At 55.3% G+C, this 18376-nt stretch carries 23 protein-coding genes and 1 riboswitch; of the genes, 3 read left to right on the plus strand and 20 right to left on the minus strand.

The genetic code is table 11. The annotated features are described in order from the left end of the window. Positions 1-121 precede the first annotated feature (121 nt). A complete protein-coding gene (locus B9L21_RS08610) occupies positions 122-1561 on the minus strand; it encodes an NAD(P)/FAD-dependent oxidoreductase (RefSeq protein ID WP_063166020.1) in 1440 nt (479 codons plus the stop codon). Between the two features lie 181 nt (positions 1562-1742). Between B9L21_RS08610 and B9L21_RS08615 the strand changes: the two genes are divergently transcribed. Continuing rightward, positions 1743-2336, plus strand: coding sequence for a DUF502 domain-containing protein (locus B9L21_RS08615; protein ID WP_063166021.1), 594 nt, complete (start codon positions 1743-1745; stop codon positions 2334-2336). Between the two features lie 62 nt (positions 2337-2398). Here B9L21_RS08615 and B9L21_RS08620 read toward each other — a convergent pair whose 3' ends face one another. Together B9L21_RS08620 and B9L21_RS17635 are read right to left on the minus strand one after the other, a co-directional pair. Further along, positions 2399-3337 carry a magnesium transporter CorA family protein gene (locus B9L21_RS08620; RefSeq protein ID WP_063166022.1) on the minus strand — a complete coding sequence of 313 codons (939 nt, stop codon included), beginning with the start codon at positions 3335-3337 and terminating at the stop codon, positions 2399-2401. 294 nt (positions 3338-3631) lie between these two features. Continuing rightward, a complete protein-coding gene (locus B9L21_RS17635; RefSeq protein ID WP_168157885.1) occupies positions 3632-3778 on the minus strand; it encodes a hypothetical protein in 147 nt (48 codons plus the stop codon). A 182-nt stretch (positions 3779-3960) separates the two neighbouring features. On the opposite strand from B9L21_RS17635, the gene B9L21_RS08630 reads away from it, so the two are divergent. Continuing rightward, positions 3961-4251, plus strand: coding sequence for a HesB/YadR/YfhF family protein (locus B9L21_RS08630; RefSeq protein ID WP_063166023.1), 291 nt, complete (start codon positions 3961-3963; stop codon positions 4249-4251). Between the two features lie 24 nt (positions 4252-4275). Here B9L21_RS08630 and B9L21_RS08635 read toward each other — a convergent pair whose 3' ends face one another. The 17 genes from B9L21_RS08635 to B9L21_RS08710 form a co-directional block, all read right to left on the minus strand. After that, positions 4276-4683 (minus strand): hotdog fold thioesterase, encoded by a 408-nt coding sequence (locus B9L21_RS08635; RefSeq protein WP_063166024.1) that lies wholly within the window; start codon positions 4681-4683, stop codon positions 4276-4278. Next, entirely contained in the window at positions 4680-4997 is a 318-nt protein-coding gene (locus B9L21_RS08640; RefSeq protein ID WP_063166025.1) for a hypothetical protein, read from the minus strand. Before B9L21_RS08640 ends, B9L21_RS08635 begins: the two co-directional genes overlap by 4 nt. A 14-nt stretch (positions 4998-5011) precedes the next feature. Continuing rightward, positions 5012-5428 carry an acyl-CoA thioesterase gene (locus tag B9L21_RS08645; RefSeq protein ID WP_063166026.1) on the minus strand — a complete coding sequence of 139 codons (417 nt, stop codon included), beginning with the start codon at positions 5426-5428 and terminating at the stop codon, positions 5012-5014. A 113-nt stretch (positions 5429-5541) separates the two neighbouring features. After that, positions 5542-5769 carry a small acid-soluble spore protein Tlp gene (tlp, locus tag B9L21_RS08650; RefSeq protein WP_063166027.1) on the minus strand — a complete coding sequence of 76 codons (228 nt, stop codon included), beginning with the start codon at positions 5767-5769 and terminating at the stop codon, positions 5542-5544. Between the two features lie 29 nt (positions 5770-5798). After that, on the minus strand, positions 5799-5942 hold the full coding sequence (locus B9L21_RS08655) for an acid-soluble spore protein N (protein ID WP_011231056.1): 144 nt from the start codon (positions 5940-5942) through the stop codon (positions 5799-5801). Between the two features lie 55 nt (positions 5943-5997). Continuing rightward, complete coding sequence (locus B9L21_RS08660; protein WP_011231055.1) at positions 5998-6129, minus strand: FbpB family small basic protein; 132 nt, start codon at positions 6127-6129, stop codon at positions 5998-6000. A 123-nt stretch (positions 6130-6252) separates the two neighbouring features. Then, positions 6253-6780: a TlpA family protein disulfide reductase gene (locus B9L21_RS08665; protein ID WP_063166028.1), complete on the minus strand. Its 528-nt coding sequence runs from the start codon at positions 6778-6780 to the stop codon at positions 6253-6255. 136 nt (positions 6781-6916) lie between these two features. Further along, positions 6917-7066, minus strand: coding sequence for a hypothetical protein (locus tag B9L21_RS17640; RefSeq protein ID WP_008879304.1), 150 nt, complete (start codon positions 7064-7066; stop codon positions 6917-6919). 102 nt (positions 7067-7168) lie between these two features. Next, complete coding sequence (locus B9L21_RS08670; RefSeq protein WP_063166029.1) at positions 7169-8017, minus strand: sulfurtransferase; 849 nt, start codon at positions 8015-8017, stop codon at positions 7169-7171. A 119-nt stretch (positions 8018-8136) separates the two neighbouring features. Next, entirely contained in the window at positions 8137-8409 is a 273-nt protein-coding gene (locus B9L21_RS08675) for a YpbS family protein (protein ID WP_063166030.1), read from the minus strand. Beyond that, the gene (locus B9L21_RS08680; RefSeq protein ID WP_063166031.1) at positions 8406-8594 is read right to left on the minus strand and encodes a hypothetical protein; all 189 of its coding nucleotides are present in this window, start codon (positions 8592-8594) and stop codon (positions 8406-8408) included. The genes B9L21_RS08675 and B9L21_RS08680 overlap by 4 nt, the downstream gene beginning before the upstream one ends. Next, entirely contained in the window at positions 8591-12346 is a 3756-nt protein-coding gene (locus B9L21_RS08685) for a dynamin family protein (RefSeq protein ID WP_063166032.1), read from the minus strand. The genes B9L21_RS08680 and B9L21_RS08685 overlap by 4 nt, the downstream gene beginning before the upstream one ends. Positions 12347-12529: 183 nt before the next feature. Next, on the minus strand, positions 12530-13111 hold the full coding sequence (locus B9L21_RS08690; protein WP_063166033.1) for an isoprenylcysteine carboxyl methyltransferase family protein: 582 nt from the start codon (positions 13109-13111) through the stop codon (positions 12530-12532). Continuing rightward, positions 13108-14175, minus strand: coding sequence for a type III polyketide synthase (locus B9L21_RS08695; RefSeq protein WP_063166034.1), 1068 nt, complete (start codon positions 14173-14175; stop codon positions 13108-13110). The genes B9L21_RS08690 and B9L21_RS08695 overlap by 4 nt, the downstream gene beginning before the upstream one ends. A gap of 213 nt (positions 14176-14388) precedes the next feature. Next, complete coding sequence (locus B9L21_RS08700) at positions 14389-15333, minus strand: hypothetical protein (protein ID WP_063166035.1); 945 nt, start codon at positions 15331-15333, stop codon at positions 14389-14391. A gap of 156 nt (positions 15334-15489) precedes the next feature. Next, positions 15490-16797 (minus strand): nucleobase:cation symporter-2 family protein, encoded by a 1308-nt coding sequence (locus B9L21_RS08705; protein ID WP_063166036.1) that lies wholly within the window; start codon positions 16795-16797, stop codon positions 15490-15492. After that, positions 16794-17381 carry a xanthine phosphoribosyltransferase gene (locus B9L21_RS08710; RefSeq protein ID WP_063166037.1) on the minus strand — a complete coding sequence of 196 codons (588 nt, stop codon included), beginning with the start codon at positions 17379-17381 and terminating at the stop codon, positions 16794-16796. The genes B9L21_RS08705 and B9L21_RS08710 overlap by 4 nt, the downstream gene beginning before the upstream one ends. Positions 17382-17498: 117 nt before the next feature. Continuing rightward, positions 17499-17600: riboswitch (purine riboswitch) on the minus strand. A gap of 595 nt (positions 17601-18195) precedes the next feature. On the opposite strand from B9L21_RS08710, the gene B9L21_RS08715 reads away from it, so the two are divergent. Beyond that, positions 18196-18357: a hypothetical protein gene (locus B9L21_RS08715; protein ID WP_047818297.1), complete on the plus strand. Its 162-nt coding sequence runs from the start codon at positions 18196-18198 to the stop codon at positions 18355-18357. Positions 18358-18376 lie beyond the last annotated feature (19 nt).

An 18376-nucleotide genomic window follows, 5' to 3' on the forward strand; every position in this document is an offset into this window, starting at 1 on the left:
CTGTTTACCAAATCGTACAGCAGCCAAACCACCATGCTTCGGCGTGATGAACAGCCGCCTTCAGCCCATGCAAACAAAACAGGCTGCCGTTCTTAGCGACAGCCTGTCTCGTTTCGTTCGCTTAACGCGTCAATTTTTCAACGATGTCGCGGGCGATCCAAACGCCGCAAGCGCTTGCCTGAGCGAGGCCGCGCGTAATGCCGGCGCCGTCGCCGCCGACATACAGCCCGGCGATTTCCGTTTCAAACCGATCGTTCAGTTTTGGCCGCGCTGAATAAAACTTCGCCTCAACGCCGTAAAACAGCGTATGCTCAGACGCGAGCCCCGGAGTGACATGATTGAGCGCTTCTGTCATTTCGATCAAACTTTTCATCGTGTTGTACGGCAGGACAAGGCCTAAATCGCCCGGCACCGCTTCTTTTAACGTCGGTTCAATAAACCCTTCCTTGATCCGTTTCTCCGTCGATCGCCGCCCTTTTAAAATGTCGCCGTATTTTTGCACGATGATGCCGCCGTTAGACAAGGCGTTCGCCAGCCGGGAAATGTCACGGGCGTATTCGTTCGGCTTATCAAACGGATCGGAAAATTTGTGCGAGACAAGAAGCGCAAAATTCGTGTTGTCGCTGCCGAGCTTCGGATCTTTGTACGCATGGCCGTTGGCAAGCATAATGCCGGAATGGTTTTCGACGACCACATGCCCGGACGGATTGCTGCAAAACGTCCGCACTTGCGTCCCGACTGACGTGTTGAAAATAAATTTTCCCTCATATAAATGCTCGTTAATTTCCTGCATCACAATGTTCGACGTTTCGACGCGCACCCCGATATCGACTTGGTTGTTAATCATCCGCAGACGGCGCTTGCGCAACACTTTGTTCAGCCAGACCGAGCCGTCGCGCCCCGGGGCGATGACGACTTTTTCTGCCGTCAACGTTTCACCGTCTTTCAGCACGACCCCTTTCACTTCATGGCCGCCTTCCGTCCGTTCCGTCACGATGTCATCCACTTCTGTTTGAAAGCGCATCGTAATTCGCTCGCGCAAATATTCAAAAATGCTTTGTAAAATTGCTAAGTTTTGCTCTGTTCCTAAATGGCGGACATAAGCGCGCAGCAGCTTCAGCCCGGCGGCATAAGCGCGCCGCTCGATCTCTTTCACTTTGTCTGTCATCGGATCGGTCATCGACGTCGTCGCCCCGTGTTTTAAGTTGATTTCATCCACATAACGGATGAGTTCAAGCACGGTTGAAGCCGGCAAATAATCGGTCATCCAGCCGCCGAATTCGCTCGTGATGTTGAACTTGCCGTCCGAATACGCTCCAGCCCCGCCGAAGCCGTTCGTAATCGAACAGGCGGGCACACAGCCGGCATAATCTTTTTTGCCGGCCGGCGGCGGGCATTTCTCAATTTTTTTCTGCAAAATCGGACAGTTGCGCTTATATATATCATGCCCTTTGTCAATCAGGAGCACGTTCGCCCCGGGCAGTTTGAGCGTCAGTTCATAACAGGTGAAAATACCGGCCGGCCCGGCGCCGACCACAATCACATCGTAATGATTGGTCATTGTGCCATCCCCCATTTCTTATATTCCATTCGGAAGTATACGAGACATTCATTGATTCGTCAAGAAAAAATACGAACTTTTTATGTAAATTCGGTCATGAACGTTCGATTTTATTGCTAGTTGTGCAAAACGAAAAAAATTGGTATGGTGAGAGAAGACATAAGGAAAGGGAGGAGAACGGATGCGCTTTTTTGTGAAAAATTTTGTAAACGGCATGCTGACGATCGTGCCGATTTTGTTAGCGGTGTATGTGTGCTACAAAGTGTTCGCTGTATTGGACGGGCTGCTTGGCCAGTACGTCCGCCCGTATTTGGACGGCCGCTACATCCCCGGCCTTGGCTTGCTCGCCACGGTTGCGCTCATCACGGTGTGCGGCTGGCTGTCGACGCAATATGTAAGCGGCCGCCTCATTCGGCTTGTCGAGCGGTTGCTTGAAAGCATTCCTTTGATGAAGACCGTTTATTCGGTCGCGAAAGATACGATCGCTTCCTTCGTCGGGGAAAAACGGTCATTTTCGCAAGTCGTGCTCGTTACGGTGCCCGAGAGCGGCTGGAAATGCCTCGGCTTTATTACAATGGACGATGTCGGCGCGTGGCACGATCCGCTTGCTGATTATGTTGCTGTTTATATTCCACAGACATTTCAAGTCGCCGGGCTTACCCTTCTCGTCCCGAAAGAGCAGGTCGAAGTCATCGACATCTCGCCGGAAGAAGCAATGAAGTTTATCCTCTCCGGCGGCGTCGCGGCCCGCAAGCAAAAACGGCTGCCCCAATGACAGGGCAGCCGTTCATATTGCCAGCCGAAATACGTGTTTGCTGACGAGAATTCGTTCGACCGTCAAAAATATCGTTTTTTCCAAAAAATGTACGCGGTCGCCGCCGACAGCGAACCGGCGAGCACCATGGCGACGGCAAAGGCGTACGGGGAGTGCTGGAACGGAATCGGCACGTTCATGCCGTAAAAACTCGCCACCATCGTTGGCAACGAAATGACGATCGTAATGGCAGTCAAAAACTTCATCACGATGTTTAAGTTGTTCGAGATGACCGAAGCGAACGCATCCATCATGCCGCTTAAAATGCTGCTGTACACTTCCGCCATTTCGATCGCCTGCTTGTTTTCAATAATGACGTCTTGCAGCAAATCTTGGTCATCTTCGTACATGCGCAAATAGTTGAGGCGCATGAGCCGTTCCATGACGATATTGTTCGCTTTCAGCGACGTCATAAAATACACTAAGCTTTTTTCCATGCTAAGAAGCGAAAACAGCTCCTTGTTTTTCATCGACTGGTGCAGCTCTTTTTCGATTTCGCTCGTCCGCCGGTTGATTTGCTTCAAATAGCGCAAATAATACGTCGAAATCATGTAGAGCATTTGCAAGGCGAACCGCGTTTTCATAAACGTGTAAAAGTTTTTGATCTTGTTTTTTGAAAATTCCTCAAAAATCGGATTTTCTTGTAAACAGACGGTGATAAAGCATATATTCGTAATAATCATGCCAATCGGAATCGTTTCGTATATCGGGCCGTCGATCTCGTCATGGGCGACGATCGGGATGTCGACGATAATCAACACATGGTTATCCTCTTTTTCGATGCGCGACCGCTCTTCGTCGTCAAGTGCGTCTTTGATCGAGTCGATCGGAATGTCCAAATGGTGGGCGATGTAACGAATTTCGTCCTCCGTCGGGGCGACGAGGTTGATCCAGCAGCCGTTTTCAATCCGGTCGATTTCCCGCATTTTGCCGCTGGCATCGGACAAATACATTTTCATCATCTAGCATCCTTCCTCCTTTTCACGCGAGGAAGGCGGCGGCTCTTCCTTTCCGTCCGGAGCCCGTTTTCGTATGATGAGCAGCGGGCGAGAAAAGGAACAGGCCGCGTTCCCCGCTATATTCGGGTTCCGGTTCGTTCGAGCTTGAACTACTCATATACGAAAACGCCACTCCTTTCAAAAAATATCCCTCAAATAATGATAGCGCGGACCGGCCCATTTGTATAGTAGCTGCCATAAAAAAAAGCAGCCTACTGGCTACTTTATTCATCAAAACCCATTGCTGTTCCGGCTGCCTTATTCACTTGATGGCGTCGTGTTGAAAAAATCGGGCGCTTGTTTGCCGGTTGGTTGTCGTTCCGAGCGGTGCGGATGTGTTTTGCTGTTTTTCCCCATCACCCCGTCGGATTCGTAGCTTAGCGCAAATGGCCGCTTTTTATTCACCGTCCTCACCTCCTTCGCTATTACTGTTTGCCGCCATCCGCTATTTTACTCAGGCGAGTGAAGGCAAGAGGCCACCACTTTGTGGAAAGCGTTTGAACCTGACATTGTCAGCCAATGTTCACACAATCGTTTTACCGGCCGCCGCCTATTCGCTTATAATAAACAAGTGAGGAGGGGAAGCCATGAACATTGTGATCACGAAAAAAGCGTTTGATTGGTACAAGCGGGAGCTCGGATTGAAGCCGGGCGATGCGATTCGCTTTTTCGCCCGCTACGGGGGATGCAGCACCGTGCAAAAAGGGTTTTCGCTCGGCATGGCGAAAGACGAGCCGGCAGGAGAGCCAGCGGCGCAGACGACGGTTGATGGCGTGACCTTTTTTGTCGAAGATAGCGACCAATGGTATTTTGACGGGCACGATTTGACGATCGATTTGGACGAAAAAGGCGATGAACCGGTATTTTTGCTCCAATAAACGGCGAAAAAGCTAGCCTTGGCGCTAGCTTTTTCGAATGATGGCGATCGTGCAGCGGGAGACGCAGACGAGCTGCCCTTGTTCATCGGTGATGCGTATATCCCACACCATCGTCGTCCGGCCGCGGTGCAGCACTGTTCCCGTTGCCGTCACCGTTCCGCTGCGGACAGCGCGAATATGGTTTGCATTAATTTCCAATCCAACGACGTTTTCTGTTTGCGGATCGACAAGCGCATACGCGCCGATGCTCGCCACCGTTTCAGCGAGCGCGACCGAGGCGCCGCCATGCAGGAGTCCGGCCGGCTGGTGCGTGCGCCGATCGACCGGCATCGTCGCCACGACGCGTCCTTCGCCGAGCTCGACCAGTTCGATGCCGAGCGTGTCGATTAACGTATGTTTCGCCATTTCTTTCACTGCTGCCAAATCGATCATGATCCCTTCTTCCCCCGTTTCGTCAACCGTTCCAGCTCATCAAGCCGCCCTTCTTGCCGCAAAATGCGCACTTGCGTCTCACCGAGCAAATCAAAGTGCGGAAACTCGTTGCGCCGGTCGATCCACTCTTCTTTCAGCCCGTATTGCCGCCCCCAAGCGGCCAGCTTATCGATGTCGCCGCAGCCGACTTTCGTCACCGTCGTGCAATGCGGAAACCGTTCGTCATACCAATAATGGGTCAAAAAGGCGATTTCCCCGCGCTTTACTTTCTCTTTCCACGCCGCGAGTTCATGCCGGCGGATGCCAAACGCCATCGCACCGCTCCCCTTTACCGTTTCGCCCGCTCGTACGCTTCGTGCCAGTCGGGAAAATATTTGCGAATGACGATCGGCCGAAACGTCTCGCGCCTGACGCAAACGTGCTGCGACTTGCCGGTCACCGCCACTTCGCCGTCCGGGGCGAGAATTTCGTAGCCATACGTGACACGGATGCCGTCATAAGCGTCGATCCATGTGCGGACGGTCGCCGTCTCCCCGTAGTGAAGCGGTTTTTTGTACGACACTTGCAAGTCGATGACCGGCGAAATGACGCCCTCTTTCTCCATCTCGGCATAATGGAAGCCAAGCTGTTTGATTAACTCCGTGCGCCCCACTTCCATCCAAACTAAGTAGTTCGCATGGTAAACGACGCCCATCTGGTCCGTTTCCGCATAGCGCACTTCGATTTGTTTTTCTGCTACTTTCACGTTCGTTCTCCCTCCATTTTTTGCCGGGCCTCCTCTTTATGTTACCACTCGTCCGTCCGCCGGCTCAAGCGGCAAGCAGAAAAAATGAAGCCGCCCGATTCGGGCAGCTTCGGTTATTGGTAGCCGTGTTCACGTGCAGCCGCTTCATCTTTAATTTCCGCGCGCATGGCGGCAATCGCTTCCTCGCGGCGGCGATTTTTCTCGCGAATTTGCTCCCGCTCTTCGGGGGAAGCAAACTGCATGGTTTCTTCGGCTTTTTCGATGTTTTCAATTGTATTTTGCACCATATCTTGCAACTTTTCAACGTTGTCGCTGCGGTCATCCGGTTTCGGACGTGGCATGACGCTTCCTCCTTCACGCGAGTTTCGGTTCATTCACCCTTCGTTTGGATGACTTGGGCGTGCTGGCCGGATTGGTCTTGCATTTGTTTGCCTTTGTTTCCCCCAGCGGCGCGAGGCTGTGTTCCGATATGGTTCGGCACAAAATGTTTGCGGCTTCCTTTCGGATTGCTCATCATCTTCGCCTCCTCGCCATCTAGTCTGTCCGCCCGGAGGACCGCTATGCATGGGTTATTCTGCTTTCTTGAGCATCCGCTCTTCCAGCTTTTTCTCGATCTTTTCGAGCGCTTCCCGGTCATTTAACAATTGTCGCTTATTCTCGCTGATCAATTCTTGGAGAGTCATTTTGCGGGATCGTCTCATCGCTCCAACCTCCCCTCATTTTTATTGTAATCCTATTCATGCCCAAAAAAGATAAAAATTATGACAACTTTTCGAAAAATAACGAATCAAGAAAAAAGCCCTTTCGCTAAAACCAGCTGATGGTTAACGAAAGAGCGCTGTTTCTTTCTCGAGCTGAGCGGCGGTCACCGGACCGACGATTTTTTGCCGGATGACGCCGTTCGGATCGATGATATACGTCGTTGGAATCGTTTGAACCCGATATTGATGGAGCGCCTCGCCGCGGACATCGAAAGCGACCGGCAGCGTCAGCTTCCCGCTTTTTACAAATCGCTCCGCGTTATCGAGCGTGTCTTGTGTGGTCAAATGGACAGCGAGCAACATGACTTCACGGCCATGCTGTTTGTAAAACTTCTCAAGCTCCGGCATTTCCTTTTTGCACGGCGGACACCATGACGTCCAAAAGTTAAGGACGACCGCCTTGCCGCGCAAATCGGACAGCTTGACCGGCTCGCCGCCAAGCGTCGGCATCGTCAAGTCGGGGGCTGCATGGCCGATTTCCGGGCCGATTTCGGTTTCGCTTGTCCCATTCGGTTTCTCGGCGGCCATCGCATCCCAAAGGCCGTAGCCGGTGACGGCTAAAAACAAAAGAACGAGCAACCATTTTCGCACCTTTTTCCCTCCCTGCCGGCCAGCGCCCCGCTTCGCGTCCAGCGCCCTTTGCCGTTCTGTCCATGATTATAGCACATACGTTTGTCTTTGCCAACGCTGCTGCTCACGACAAAAAACGAGGGGCGCGCCCTCGTCGTTACCGGATGTTCTTATGGTCATTTTTCATTTTTTCCGCTTCCACTTCAGCGTAGGAAGCGAATTCGCTCGTCCATTCGTTAAAGCCGTTTTTCTTTTTCGCATTGTTGTTTCGTTGGGCATTAGCATTGCCGAGCTTTGTCCGGCCCATGCGCTCTCCTCCTCTTGTTCAGTCGGTTCACGCATAGTATCGCCCGCCGGAGAAAAACTATGCGCAGGCCCAAGCGTTCGTAGCTAGACGTTTAGAAAACACTTATGCAGAAGATGATGGATCGCCCGTTTCGACCGGATGATCCGGGTAGGAAATCCAGTCGCTGAAACTGCCGACATACAACCGGACATTTCGGTAGCCGGCTTCTTTTAAGGCGAGCACGTTCGGACAGGCGGTGACACCGGAGCCGCAGTAGACGATCAACGGCGTACCGCGGTCAAGGTCGGCGAAGCGCGCCGCTTGATCGGTTGCGCGTTTCCAGTAGCCGTCTTCTTCCACCCCATCTTTCCAAAACCGGTGCACCGCTCCCGGAATGCGGCCGGGACGGCGGTCGATCGGTTCTTCTAAGCCGGCGTACCGCTTCCACTCGCGCGAATCGATGAGCACGGCCGAGCGGTTGCGCACAGCGGCGCGCACATCCTCAACCGTTGCGAGCCATGATCGGTCGGGCCGCGGCTGAAACCGCCGCGGCGCTACCGCAGGAATAGCGTCCGTCACCGGGCGCCATTTCCTTTTCCATTCGCTGTAATTGCCGTCTAACACGTAAACGCGCTCATGGCCGAAATAGCGAAGCAGCCACCAACAGCGCGCGGCCATCGCCCCATCTTGATCATCGTAGACGATGACCGTCACCGTTTCATCGATGCCGGCGCGGCCAAACACGGCGGCCGCTTGAGCGGCCGATGGCAGCGGATGACGTCCGCCATGCTCCGACACCGGACCGGACAAATCGCGCTCCAAATCCATATACACTGCACCGGGAATATGATCGTCTCGGTAAACGGATGCGCCTTTAGACGGGTCACCGAGCCAAAACCGGCAATCAAGAACGCGGATGTTTTCCTCGGACAAATGGGCGTGCAGCCATTCGTGGGAAACAAGAGACGCCATGTTCTTCTCCCCCTTTTCGTTTTGCCTGCCGATCAACCTGCCCACGGGATTCATGCGCGCCAGTCGGCCGCCATCCCTATGGGCTCTAGCGTAACGGCCGTCTGATATGTTCCTTGCTGTTACGGTCGCTTCCCTTCAAGCCGGCTCACATAGTCGCGCACCATTTCTGGCGTTACGTACTTGCGCGTCGGCACGAGGCCGCCTTTAGCCAGCTCGTTCATTTGTTTCGTCACTTCGTTGATCAGCTCGACCGTAAACGGCTCGCCGCGGCGGCACCGCTCGACCGCTTCTTCGATATGCCGCTCGCGCTCGGCGTCGAGCATGGCAAACTTTTTCAAGACGGCATGCTGTTTTTGTACGTGGGCGGTAATCGCTTGATGCACTTCACTCAATCGTTCTCGTCCTTTCTTGCTTCTTTTTCCATCAAACGCTGGACGTTCGGTTTCGGCGTCCAGCAGTTGAACTGGTAGTTCGGTTTCGTCGCATAGCCAAGCCGGCGGCAATACGTGTAGAGCCCGTCGGCCCGTTTTTCGATGCCGTAGTGGATGCATGTCGCACAAGCATGAAACCGGTTCATCGGCGCGCCTCCCGGTCTTCCCTCGAAAGAAGGCCGAAAAGCGCCGCTTCGATTCGGTTGAGCGCCTCGGAGTCCGCCGTTTCGGCGAGCGCCGCCATGAAACCGTCCATATAGCTGTCGACCTGGTCGGCGAGCGCGGCGGCAAGCGCGGCGGCGGCAGCCTCGTATTGCTTGGCGTATGCGGAGACGAGCCGCTCTTTTTGCTCGGCCAAATATCGATCCACCGGCTCAACGAGCGCTGCTTCCATCTCTTCTTTCATCCGCCGCTTCTCATCACGTTCAAAAAACGATTTTGCGTTTTTATAGAGCGAAAGCGCCTTGGCAAACCGCGCCCGATCCACATCGCTAAAGGCGTTGGCGAACTCCGGCGCCGCAAAGGCAAACGGCTCCGGCAGCACGAGGGCGAGCGCCTCATCAAGGCGGCGAAGCTCGTTAGTCAGACGGGCGAACTGCTCGGCAAGCCGTTTATGCAAAAACGCCTCAACCCGCAAGCTCGTCGCCCGCAGCTCTTGCGCCAAATCAAAGCCAACGGACGCCAGCAGCTCATCGAGGCAACGCTCAAGCGCCCGCCGCACCGGGCCTTGATCGTCGCGGAGCACCGCCGGATTAAACGCCTCTTTAAACGCGTCGTTCAAGCGGAAAAAGACGCGCTGTTTCACGTAATAAAGCAGTTCGTCGACTTCTTGGCTGAGCGCTTGTCGGCCGTAGGCATCGCCGGCATCGGCGAGCACGGTGCGCATTTTGGCCTTAACCGCCTCAAGCTCCCGCCGCTTCGCCGCTTTTTCCGCCTCGCTCTGCCCGGCGGCCCGCGCGTATTCCGCCGCCGTCTGATACGCCCGCTCGAGCTCGGCGTAGGCGCCCTCGACCGCCACCTCGGCCAGCTCCTCTGTCAAGAAGCGGAAAAAGTCCGCTTCAAAGGCAGGCAAGCCGGAGTCCGTCAAGACGCCGCGCGGTCCGGGCTCCGCCCCTGTTTTTTCCGCCAGCGCCATGCGGCTTGAGAGCGCATAAAGGCGCGGAAAGCGGATGCCAAAACGGGCGAGCTCACCGCTCATGTAGGCGACGACAGCATCAAGTTCTTCTTTCGACTGGGCCAAATCGGCCGCATTGATGATGAAAAACATTTTGTCAAGGGCAAACGCATCTTTGACGCGCCCGAGCTGAAGCAAAAACTCGCGGTCCGCTTTCGAAAACGCATGGTTGTAGTATGTCACAAACAGCAGCGCATCGGCATGCTTCATATAATGGAACGCCACTCCGGTATGACGGGCGTTTAACGAATCAACTCCCGGCGTATCGACAAGCGTCACTCCTTGGCGGGTGAGCGGACAGTCGGCATACAGCACGACCTCATCTAAGAAACACGACACCGCTTCATCCGCCACATACTCTTCCAGCTCCTCGAAACGGATCGACAGCGTTGCCCCAAATCGACCGCACATCCGCTCATAGCCGGCCGCAGCGGCCGCCAAAAAAGCAACGTGCGGCTTTTGCGCCGGATGTTCGGCCCCAGACTCAGCGAGGCGGGCGCAAATGCGAAGCGCTTCCTCCCAAGTATTCGCCGCATGGCCGAACTGGCTGAGCGATGCTTGCACATCAGCCCAAATTTGCGGTTCGCTTTTCACTTTCACGATCGCCGTACCGTGCGGATGTTCCTTGTCAGGCGGCGCGATTTTGCTGATGGCGGCGGTCGTCGGGTTCGGCGAGGACGGCAAAAGCGGTGCGCCGAGCAAGGCGTTGGCAAGCGATGACTTGCCGGCGCTGAAAGCGCCAAACAAAGCGACCGTAAACGCGCGCTCACGGAGCCGGCGCGCCTTGTCGCGCAACGGGGCGGCGAAACGGCGCAGCAAATCCGTTTGTTCAAGGTAAGCTGCCGCTTCATCAAGCCGGCCGGCGGCCTGTTCGCTTCGCCGCTTTCCACCGGCTGACGGCGTACGGGATTCCCCCGTTCTTTCGTTCTCCACTCCGCCGCCAGCCGCCCCCCCTCTCCGACCGAGCGCTTGCTCTTTGACGGCATGATCAGCTGCCGGCGCAGCTGCGGCTTGCTGTTTTGCCGTTTCCACATGGCGCGCCTTGCGGAAATCAGGCGGCGCGGTCAGCGCGGCAAGGCGGTTCTCATCAAGCGCTGCGGCATCGCCCGGGGCGGCGATGAGCTGCCTAAACGCGCGTTGGCGCTCTTCCCGCTCGGCTTTGAGGCGGGCGAGGCGGCTGATAAGCTCCGCTTTTTCGCGCGCCTTCGAAAGTTCGCTGCTCAATGCTTCCGTGTGAGCGGCTGCCTGTTTGGCAACTTGGTCCGCGAGCTCAGCAAACAAAGCAAGCGCCGAATCGCGGTAACCTTTTTTCAGCGCCGCAGCGACCTCGTCCGTATAGTTTAATAGCGCCGCGCCGCTTGTATCCGCGCCTTGTTTAACGAGACCGGCGAGCAGCCCTTTCTCCCACCCCACCGTCCATTGCTGGCACTTGCCAAGCCAAGCGTGCTCAGCGTTCCATTCGTTTCCAAACCGAAGAAGCAACTGGCGGACGTGCCATTCGATTTGCGCCTCCGCTTGCGCTTTGACGCTTTCGTAAAACGCATCGAGCCGCCGCTGGCGCTCCTCTTCTGTTTTTGTCTTCGCAAACCACCATCCAACTTTAAAATCGGGCCGCATCGCCTGCAAGTACGCTTCAGCCCGCACTCTTGTCTCAAACGGCATCAAGTAGGCGTTTTGCAGCACGCGCTCCAGTTCGACGCGAAAAGCCTCTTCAGCCCGTGCCGGCGCCGTTTGCCAATCGACAAGCTCCGCCTCCAGCCGTCTGAGCTCCTCCATGGCCGCCGCTTCATCCCCGGCGCCGCCGAGCTCCTGAAGCTGCATGCGCATCTCTTGTTCAAGCGGCTCATGACGGGCGCAAAGCTGTTCGAAATGGCGGGCGGCGATTCCGTTTAACCCGGCTTCAGCGCCGCGGACGAGCCATTCATCTTTATCCGCAAACAGCCGGCGCAAACAAGCTGATAGCTCATGCCATTCATTATGCGGATGGGTCGGCGCTTTTAACGAGAGAAAAAACAAGCGGGCCGCCTCGACTCCCCATCGCCGGAACGCCTCAACCGCCGAGGCGCGAAACGCAGCAAACGGCAGCTCGTCCTCCCGATGTTTGTCGATTTGGTTGATGATCAAATAGACGGTTTTCCCTTCATCCGTTAATTGTTTCGTAAATTGAAAGTTTAATTCCGCCTGTACATGGTTATAATCCATGACATAAAAGACGACATCGGCTAAATGGAGCGCGGACTCGGTCGCCAGCCGGTGGGCGTCGTCCGTCGAGTCGATGCCCGGCGTGTCCAAGATGGCGACTCCCGGCGGAATGGCGTCCGTTTCGCGGCTGATTTCAATCCATTCGATCGTCTCCCCGTCGCGGCATTGCGCGCGGATAAGGTCCGGATCATACGGCGGTTCGTACTCGACCGGCGCATCGCGGTGGTAAAAAACGCGCACATAATCCCGGCCGGCCTTCACTTTCACAAGATTGGCGCTCGTCGGAATCGGGCTTGACGGCAATAGCGGCTCGCCGAGCAGCGCATTGATCAAACTCGATTTGCCGGCGGAGAAATGGCCGCAAAACGCGACAACAAGCTCTCCGGACGCCGTCTTTTCCATAAGCTGCTTCACTTTGTCGGCATTTTCTTTGTCATTGGCCTCCCGAAGCTGCTCATACATTTCGATCATTTTCGCCAGCCACGGCCGCAATGACGACCGCGCAGTCGCAACATGTCCCATGACCAAAACCCCTTGCTTGCGTCAATATCGTTTACATTCATTTTACTGTATTTCGTCCCGTTTCCCAATAGAAAAACAAAAAAATCCCGCCCCGTTCGTTTGGCAGGAAGGAGTTGATCAGAAACATTCTTGTTTTCTTTTGCATTAACCGCAAAAGAGCGGCCGCTGCTCTTTCACGCAGCCTTACATGCGCGCGGCTGTTTTTCTTCTTAGCGGCGGCAAAAAACGCGGCCGCTCCTGAAACGCTTCCTCATAATCGGTAAACGCCGACAGCGCCTGCTCTTCAGCCGTAATGCGAACGGACAACATAAGCGCGTTAAGAAGTGAAAATACGAGCGCGGTCATAGGCGCCTGAAACAAAAGCGGCAGCAACGCGATCTCCAAAACGACGACCGCATAGTTCGGATGACGAATCCACCGGTATGGTCCTTTTTTCACGACCGGGCGGTTGGGAACAATCAAAATTTTCGTATTCCAAAAGCGGCCAAGCGACAAAATCGTCCATGCGCGCAGCCCTTCGACGGCGAGAAAGAGCGGAAACAAAAGCGGCCAGCGCCGCGACGGGCGGGCGCCTTTTCGAAGCGCCTCCACAGCCAGCGACAAAAGAAAGAGCACATGCATCAACACGATCCACGGATAATGGCGGGCGCCAACCTCTTTTGCCCCGAGCGCTTTCACATACCGTTCGTTTCGTTTCGCAAGCCAAAGCTCAAACAAACGCATCCCGACCACCGCAAAAAATACGAAGGCAAACCGCATCATCATCCCTCCCATTTGAGCAGCACCATCTCGGCGCTAAAGCCGGGACCGAGGGCGACGAGCAGCCCATACCCGGGCGCAAGCGGCTGCCGCATCACTTCCTCAAGCACGAAATAAACGGTGGCTGACGACATATTGCCATATCGGGCCAGCACCTCTCTGGAAGCCTTTGTCTGTTCCATGTCGAACCCGAACGCTTCTTCGTACGCCTCCATCACCTTTTTCCCGCCCGGGTGAGCGATAAAATAGCGAAGGTCGCGAAGACTCAGCCCGTTCTCCTGCAAAAACGACTCCACTTGGGGGCGCAGCCATGCGCGGACGATCGACGGAATGTCTTTTGAAAAGACGACAAACAGCCCTTCATCGCGAATATCCCACCCCATCACGTCCTCCGAGCGGGGCATCAGCGCCGACCGGGCGGCGATGATGCGCGGCGCGCCGCTGTTTGGCGCTGCTTCATCGCCGGCGACAAGCACGCAGGCCACACCGTCGGAAAAAAGCGATGTGCCGATCACATTGCTTTTTGATAAGTCGTGCGCCTGAAATGTCAAACTGCAAAACTCAGCGGCAATCACAAGCGCCTTCGCCTTCGGAAACGCCCGGCAATAATCGGCCGCCCGAGCAAGGCCCGCTGCCCCGCCCGCACAGCCAAGCCCCCAAACCGGCACCCGCACGGCGGAAGGAGAAAACGGCAGTACGTTCATCAGCCGCGCCTCGATGCTTGGCGTGGACAAACCGGTCGTTGAGATGTAAAACAGCGCATCGACCGCCTCATGCGGAACCGGGCCGGCGGGAGCATTATGCAAACAGTTGTTGGCTGCCTCGCCGCTGTAGCGAACGGCGCTGTCGATGTACACCTCATTTTTCTCCCCGAAACCATGTGGCTCGCTGTACCAAACAAGCGGCTTAACAAACGTGCGCGTACCGATGCCGCCGTTGTCAAACGCCTGCAGCAACCGCTCGGCGCGCGCGAGGCGTCCGGCAAACAGACCGGCGACATGCCGCTTCACTTCGTCTTGGGAAACGATATATGGCATCTTTGCCGTGCCGATCGATAAAAGGGTCGGCATACAAACACCTCGGTTTGTTCCTCTTTTCGTTTAGGATGCGCAAGCAAGCAAACTGTATGCAGACAAACAGGCATCCCGTGTGTCTTATCATTTGGAAACCGCTGATCATCCAAAAGGGCGGGAACATGCAAAAAACAGGCGCGGACAAAGCCGGCCTGTCTTTTCAGGAAGAACAACCGTCTCAAGCGAGGAGTTTAACTGAGATGTTTAGCGTTATTTCGCTTTCAAAGCGCGGATTTCGCTCTCATGCTCAAGTAGATGCAACGCGAGGGATTGAAGAACGAGCTCTTGCCTAGCTTGTCCGGTGATGATTTCATCGATTTTCTGCTGCGTTTGGGCAACGGTTTGCTTGATCGTTAACACGTCTCGAAGCGTTTCTAATGTCTCCACGACGGCTTGCCGAATGAACGGCAATTCGGCGACATCTTCTTTCGTCGCCATCGTCTGCTCGATGCGCTCGACGCGTTCTTCCATGCGCCCGACGCGCGCATCCAACGACGCCACGTCCTCCCGCACGGCCACCACCGTTTGTTCCAGTTGCCCGATGCGTTCGTTCGTCTGCGCCACGTCTTCTTTCGTCGCCATCGTCTGCTCGACGCGCTCGACGCGTTCTTCCATACGCCCGACGCGCACATCCATGTGCTCAACGCGTTCTTCCATGCGCCCGACGCGCGCATCCAACGACGCCACGTCCTCCCGCACGGCCACCACCGTTTGTTCCAGCTGCCCGATGCGTTCGTTCGTCTGCGCCACGTCTTCTTTCGTCGCCATCGTCTGCTCGACGCGCTCGACGCGTTCTTCCATACGCCCGACGCGCACATCCATGTGCTCAACGCGTTCTTCTATGCGCCCGATGCGCGCGTCCATGTGCTCAACGCGTTCTTCTATGCGCCCGATGCGCGCGTCCATGTGCTCAACGCGTTCTTCTATGCGCCCGACGCGCACATCCAACGACGCCACGTCCTCCCGCATGGCCACCACCGTTTGTTCCAGCTGCCCGATGCGTTCGTTCGTCTGCGCCACGTCTTTTTTCACCGCAGTCATCGTCTGTTCAAACCGCTCGATGCGCTCATTCGCTCGGGCGATGTCGGCCTTCGTTGCCATCTCCGCCCGCATTTGCCGCAGCTCGTCAAACAGGCGCACCACCCATTCGTCCACGGTTTCACCTCCTTTTCCCTTTCCATTATATCATTGCGCTTCCACCATCTTCTACTCTTTTCTCTACGAATCGACACGCGAACAAAAAGCCATCTTCGTTTCCCAAGCTGATCGCGGGAGACGAAGACGGCGATGAAATCGATGACCTTCACACGTTTACGAGATTTTTTGTTCCTGCAGCGGCAAGGTAGCTGATTTTCTCGCCTTGCCGAGATGGAAGACGGCGTTTAAGAGGATAGCGGTCATGCTGCCAGCGACGATGCCGCTATCCGTCAAAATGCGGAGGCCGGCCGGCAGTTCAGCAAACAAGTTCGGCACCGCTGTCACCCCGAGCCCCACGCCGATCGAGCAGGCGATAATGAGCAAGTTTTCTTGCACCGTCAAGTCAACTTGGCTTAACATTTTCACGCCGTAGGCGATGACCATGCCAAACATGGCGAGCATCGCCCCGCCGAGCACTGGGGCTGGAATGATTGTCGCCACAGCCGCGATTTTCGGCACAAATCCAAGCAAGATGAGAAACAGAGCGGCGGCGTAAATGACGTTTCGCGTTTTCACGCCTGACAATTGAACGAGGCCGACGTTTTGTGAGTATGTCGTATACGGGAACGCATTCAGCAACCCGCCGACGATGATTGCCAGCCCTTCGGCGCGGTAGCCGCCCGCCAAATCCTCATCCGTCAGCCGGCGGCGGCAAATGTCAGACAAAGCGAAGTAGACGCCGGTCGATTCGACGAGGCTGACGATGGCAACCAACACCATCGTCAAGACGGCCGGGCCATGGAACGACGGAACACCGAAATAAAACGGCTGCGGCAGATGAACCCACGACGCTTCGGTGACAGCCGTCCAGTCCACTTTTCCCATCGCCGCCGCGGCAGCGGTGCCGACGGCCATCCCAAGCAAAATGGCAATGGAGCGAACGAAGCCTTTGAAGCAGCGGTAGAGCACAACAATGAGCGCGAGCACGCCAAACGACAACGCCAAGTTGGCCGGGGCGCCGAAATCCTTCGCCCCTTGCCCCCCAGCCATATTGTTCACGGCCGCCGGGATGAGCGTCAAGCCGATCACCGTGACAACCGAACCGGTGACAACCGGCGGGAACAGCGCCCGCAGCTTGCTGAAATACGGACTGATGAGCACGACGACAAGTCCGGCGCAAAGGATCGACCCATACACGGCCGGCATTCCGTATTGCCCGCCGATGGCGATCATCGGCCCCACCGCTGTAAACGTACAGCCGAGCATAACCGGCAAGCCGATGCCAAACCACTTATTTTTCCATACTTGCAGCAATGTCGCGATGCCGCATGTCAATAGGTCAACGGCCACTAAATACGTAAGCTGCTCTCCCGACAGCTGAAGCGCACCGCCGACGACAAGCGGGACGACGATCGCCCCGGCGTACATCGCCAACACGTGCTGGATGCCTAATGACCCGACTTGCCACCATTTCATTTTCATCCGTTCATCACCCCTTCGTGAAATCGAATGACGCCATCCGTAAGCGAGCCGATGCGAGCGAGCGAAACGACGCGGAATCCGCGCGAACGAAGCAGCCGGCCGCCGTCTTGAAATGCTTTTTCAATGACAATGCCGATGCCAACGACATCCGCTCCTGCTTGATGGACGACTTCCACCATCCCGAGCGCCGCTTGACCGTTGGCTAAAAAGTCGTCGATAATCAGCACCCGGTCGCTGCTATCCAGTAGCGGCCTGGAAACAATGATCTCGTTCGTTTCCTTTTTCGTAAAAGAATACACTTCTGCGCGATACACTTCACGGGTCATCGTCAACGGACGCCGCTTGCGTGCAACGACAAGAGGAACACCAAGTTCATAGGCAGCCATAAGTGCCGGGCTGATGCCCGATGACTCAAGCGTCAGCACTTTCGTCGGCCGCTCACAGTGAAACTTGGCGGCGAACTCCTCCCCAATCCGCTTCATCAAATGCGGGTCGACTTGATGGTTTAAGAAGCGGTCGACTTTGAGCACTCCGTCCGTGACAACCTCCCCTTCAGCGACAATTTTTTCGAGCAATTCGCGCATACCGATTCCCTCCAATAAAAAAAGCTTAAAAAACACCGGCCTCACCCATTCCATGAGTCAGGCAATGTCTTTTAAGCCAAAAGCAAACAGAAGGCGCAAAGCGGCCATGGCCGACTCCCTTCCGACATTGCCACTCATAGTCAGCCGATTTACGGTCGGCTGGTAGAGACTCGCAAGCCGTATTCTTGCGATTATATGAGTGAGTCAGCGTGATTCAGTTATTAGCAGTATACCATGACCAGCGGCAGTTGAGAAGCGTTTTTTGCTAAAAAGACGAACGTTAAAGTATAAAAAATATGGATTATTCGTTTTTATTCCTTTGCTGATACGAATCCGCCGGTTTGATTTTTCACCCAGTTAAGAACAAAACCGTTTCTATATAGACGCAATTTGAAGCTTTACCATTTGCATCCTTTCCGAAGATTTGACCCGACTGTCGGGCGACCGAACAACGCCGCTTCCAGGCCCATCGATGGGTCTGTGAAGCAAAGGGTTGTTCGGTCCTCCGTCAGTCGAAAATGGACAAACCGCTTTTCCGTCAAGGATCTGTTCAACTTCTTCGTTGCATCTATATAGTTGCACCCGACCGAAGAGCAATCATTCGTTGCAGCTCCTTTTTCCTCCCATCTTTTTCATACATTTTTCACAATCGTCACCATTTGTTCAAACTTCCCGCGCCGTTTTTGTGAGAAAAGTCACTGTTGCCACAGTTTCCTACAGTTATGATAGTGTCAAAGCAGGGAAATCCGCCGGTTGGCGCGCCTGCCTCACCGATGTGATGGGGGATGAATTCAAAAAAGAGGAGGGAGACAACATGACAAAACCAGAGTGGACAAAACCGACCGCGACGATCCGGCAAACAAAAAAAGAGAAAGAGCCGGCGCTCGGCGGCACGCTGGCGTCTGTGTTTTTGCTCGGCTTTTTCATCATTTTCGCCTGGGTCAGCGTCTACTTGTTATTTTTACACCGCCTGTAAGCGGCAAGGGAGGGACTGG

This window comes from Geobacillus uzenensis, from assembly GCF_002217665.1.
Taxonomy (GTDB): domain Bacteria; phylum Bacillota; class Bacilli; order Bacillales; family Anoxybacillaceae; genus Geobacillus; species Geobacillus subterraneus.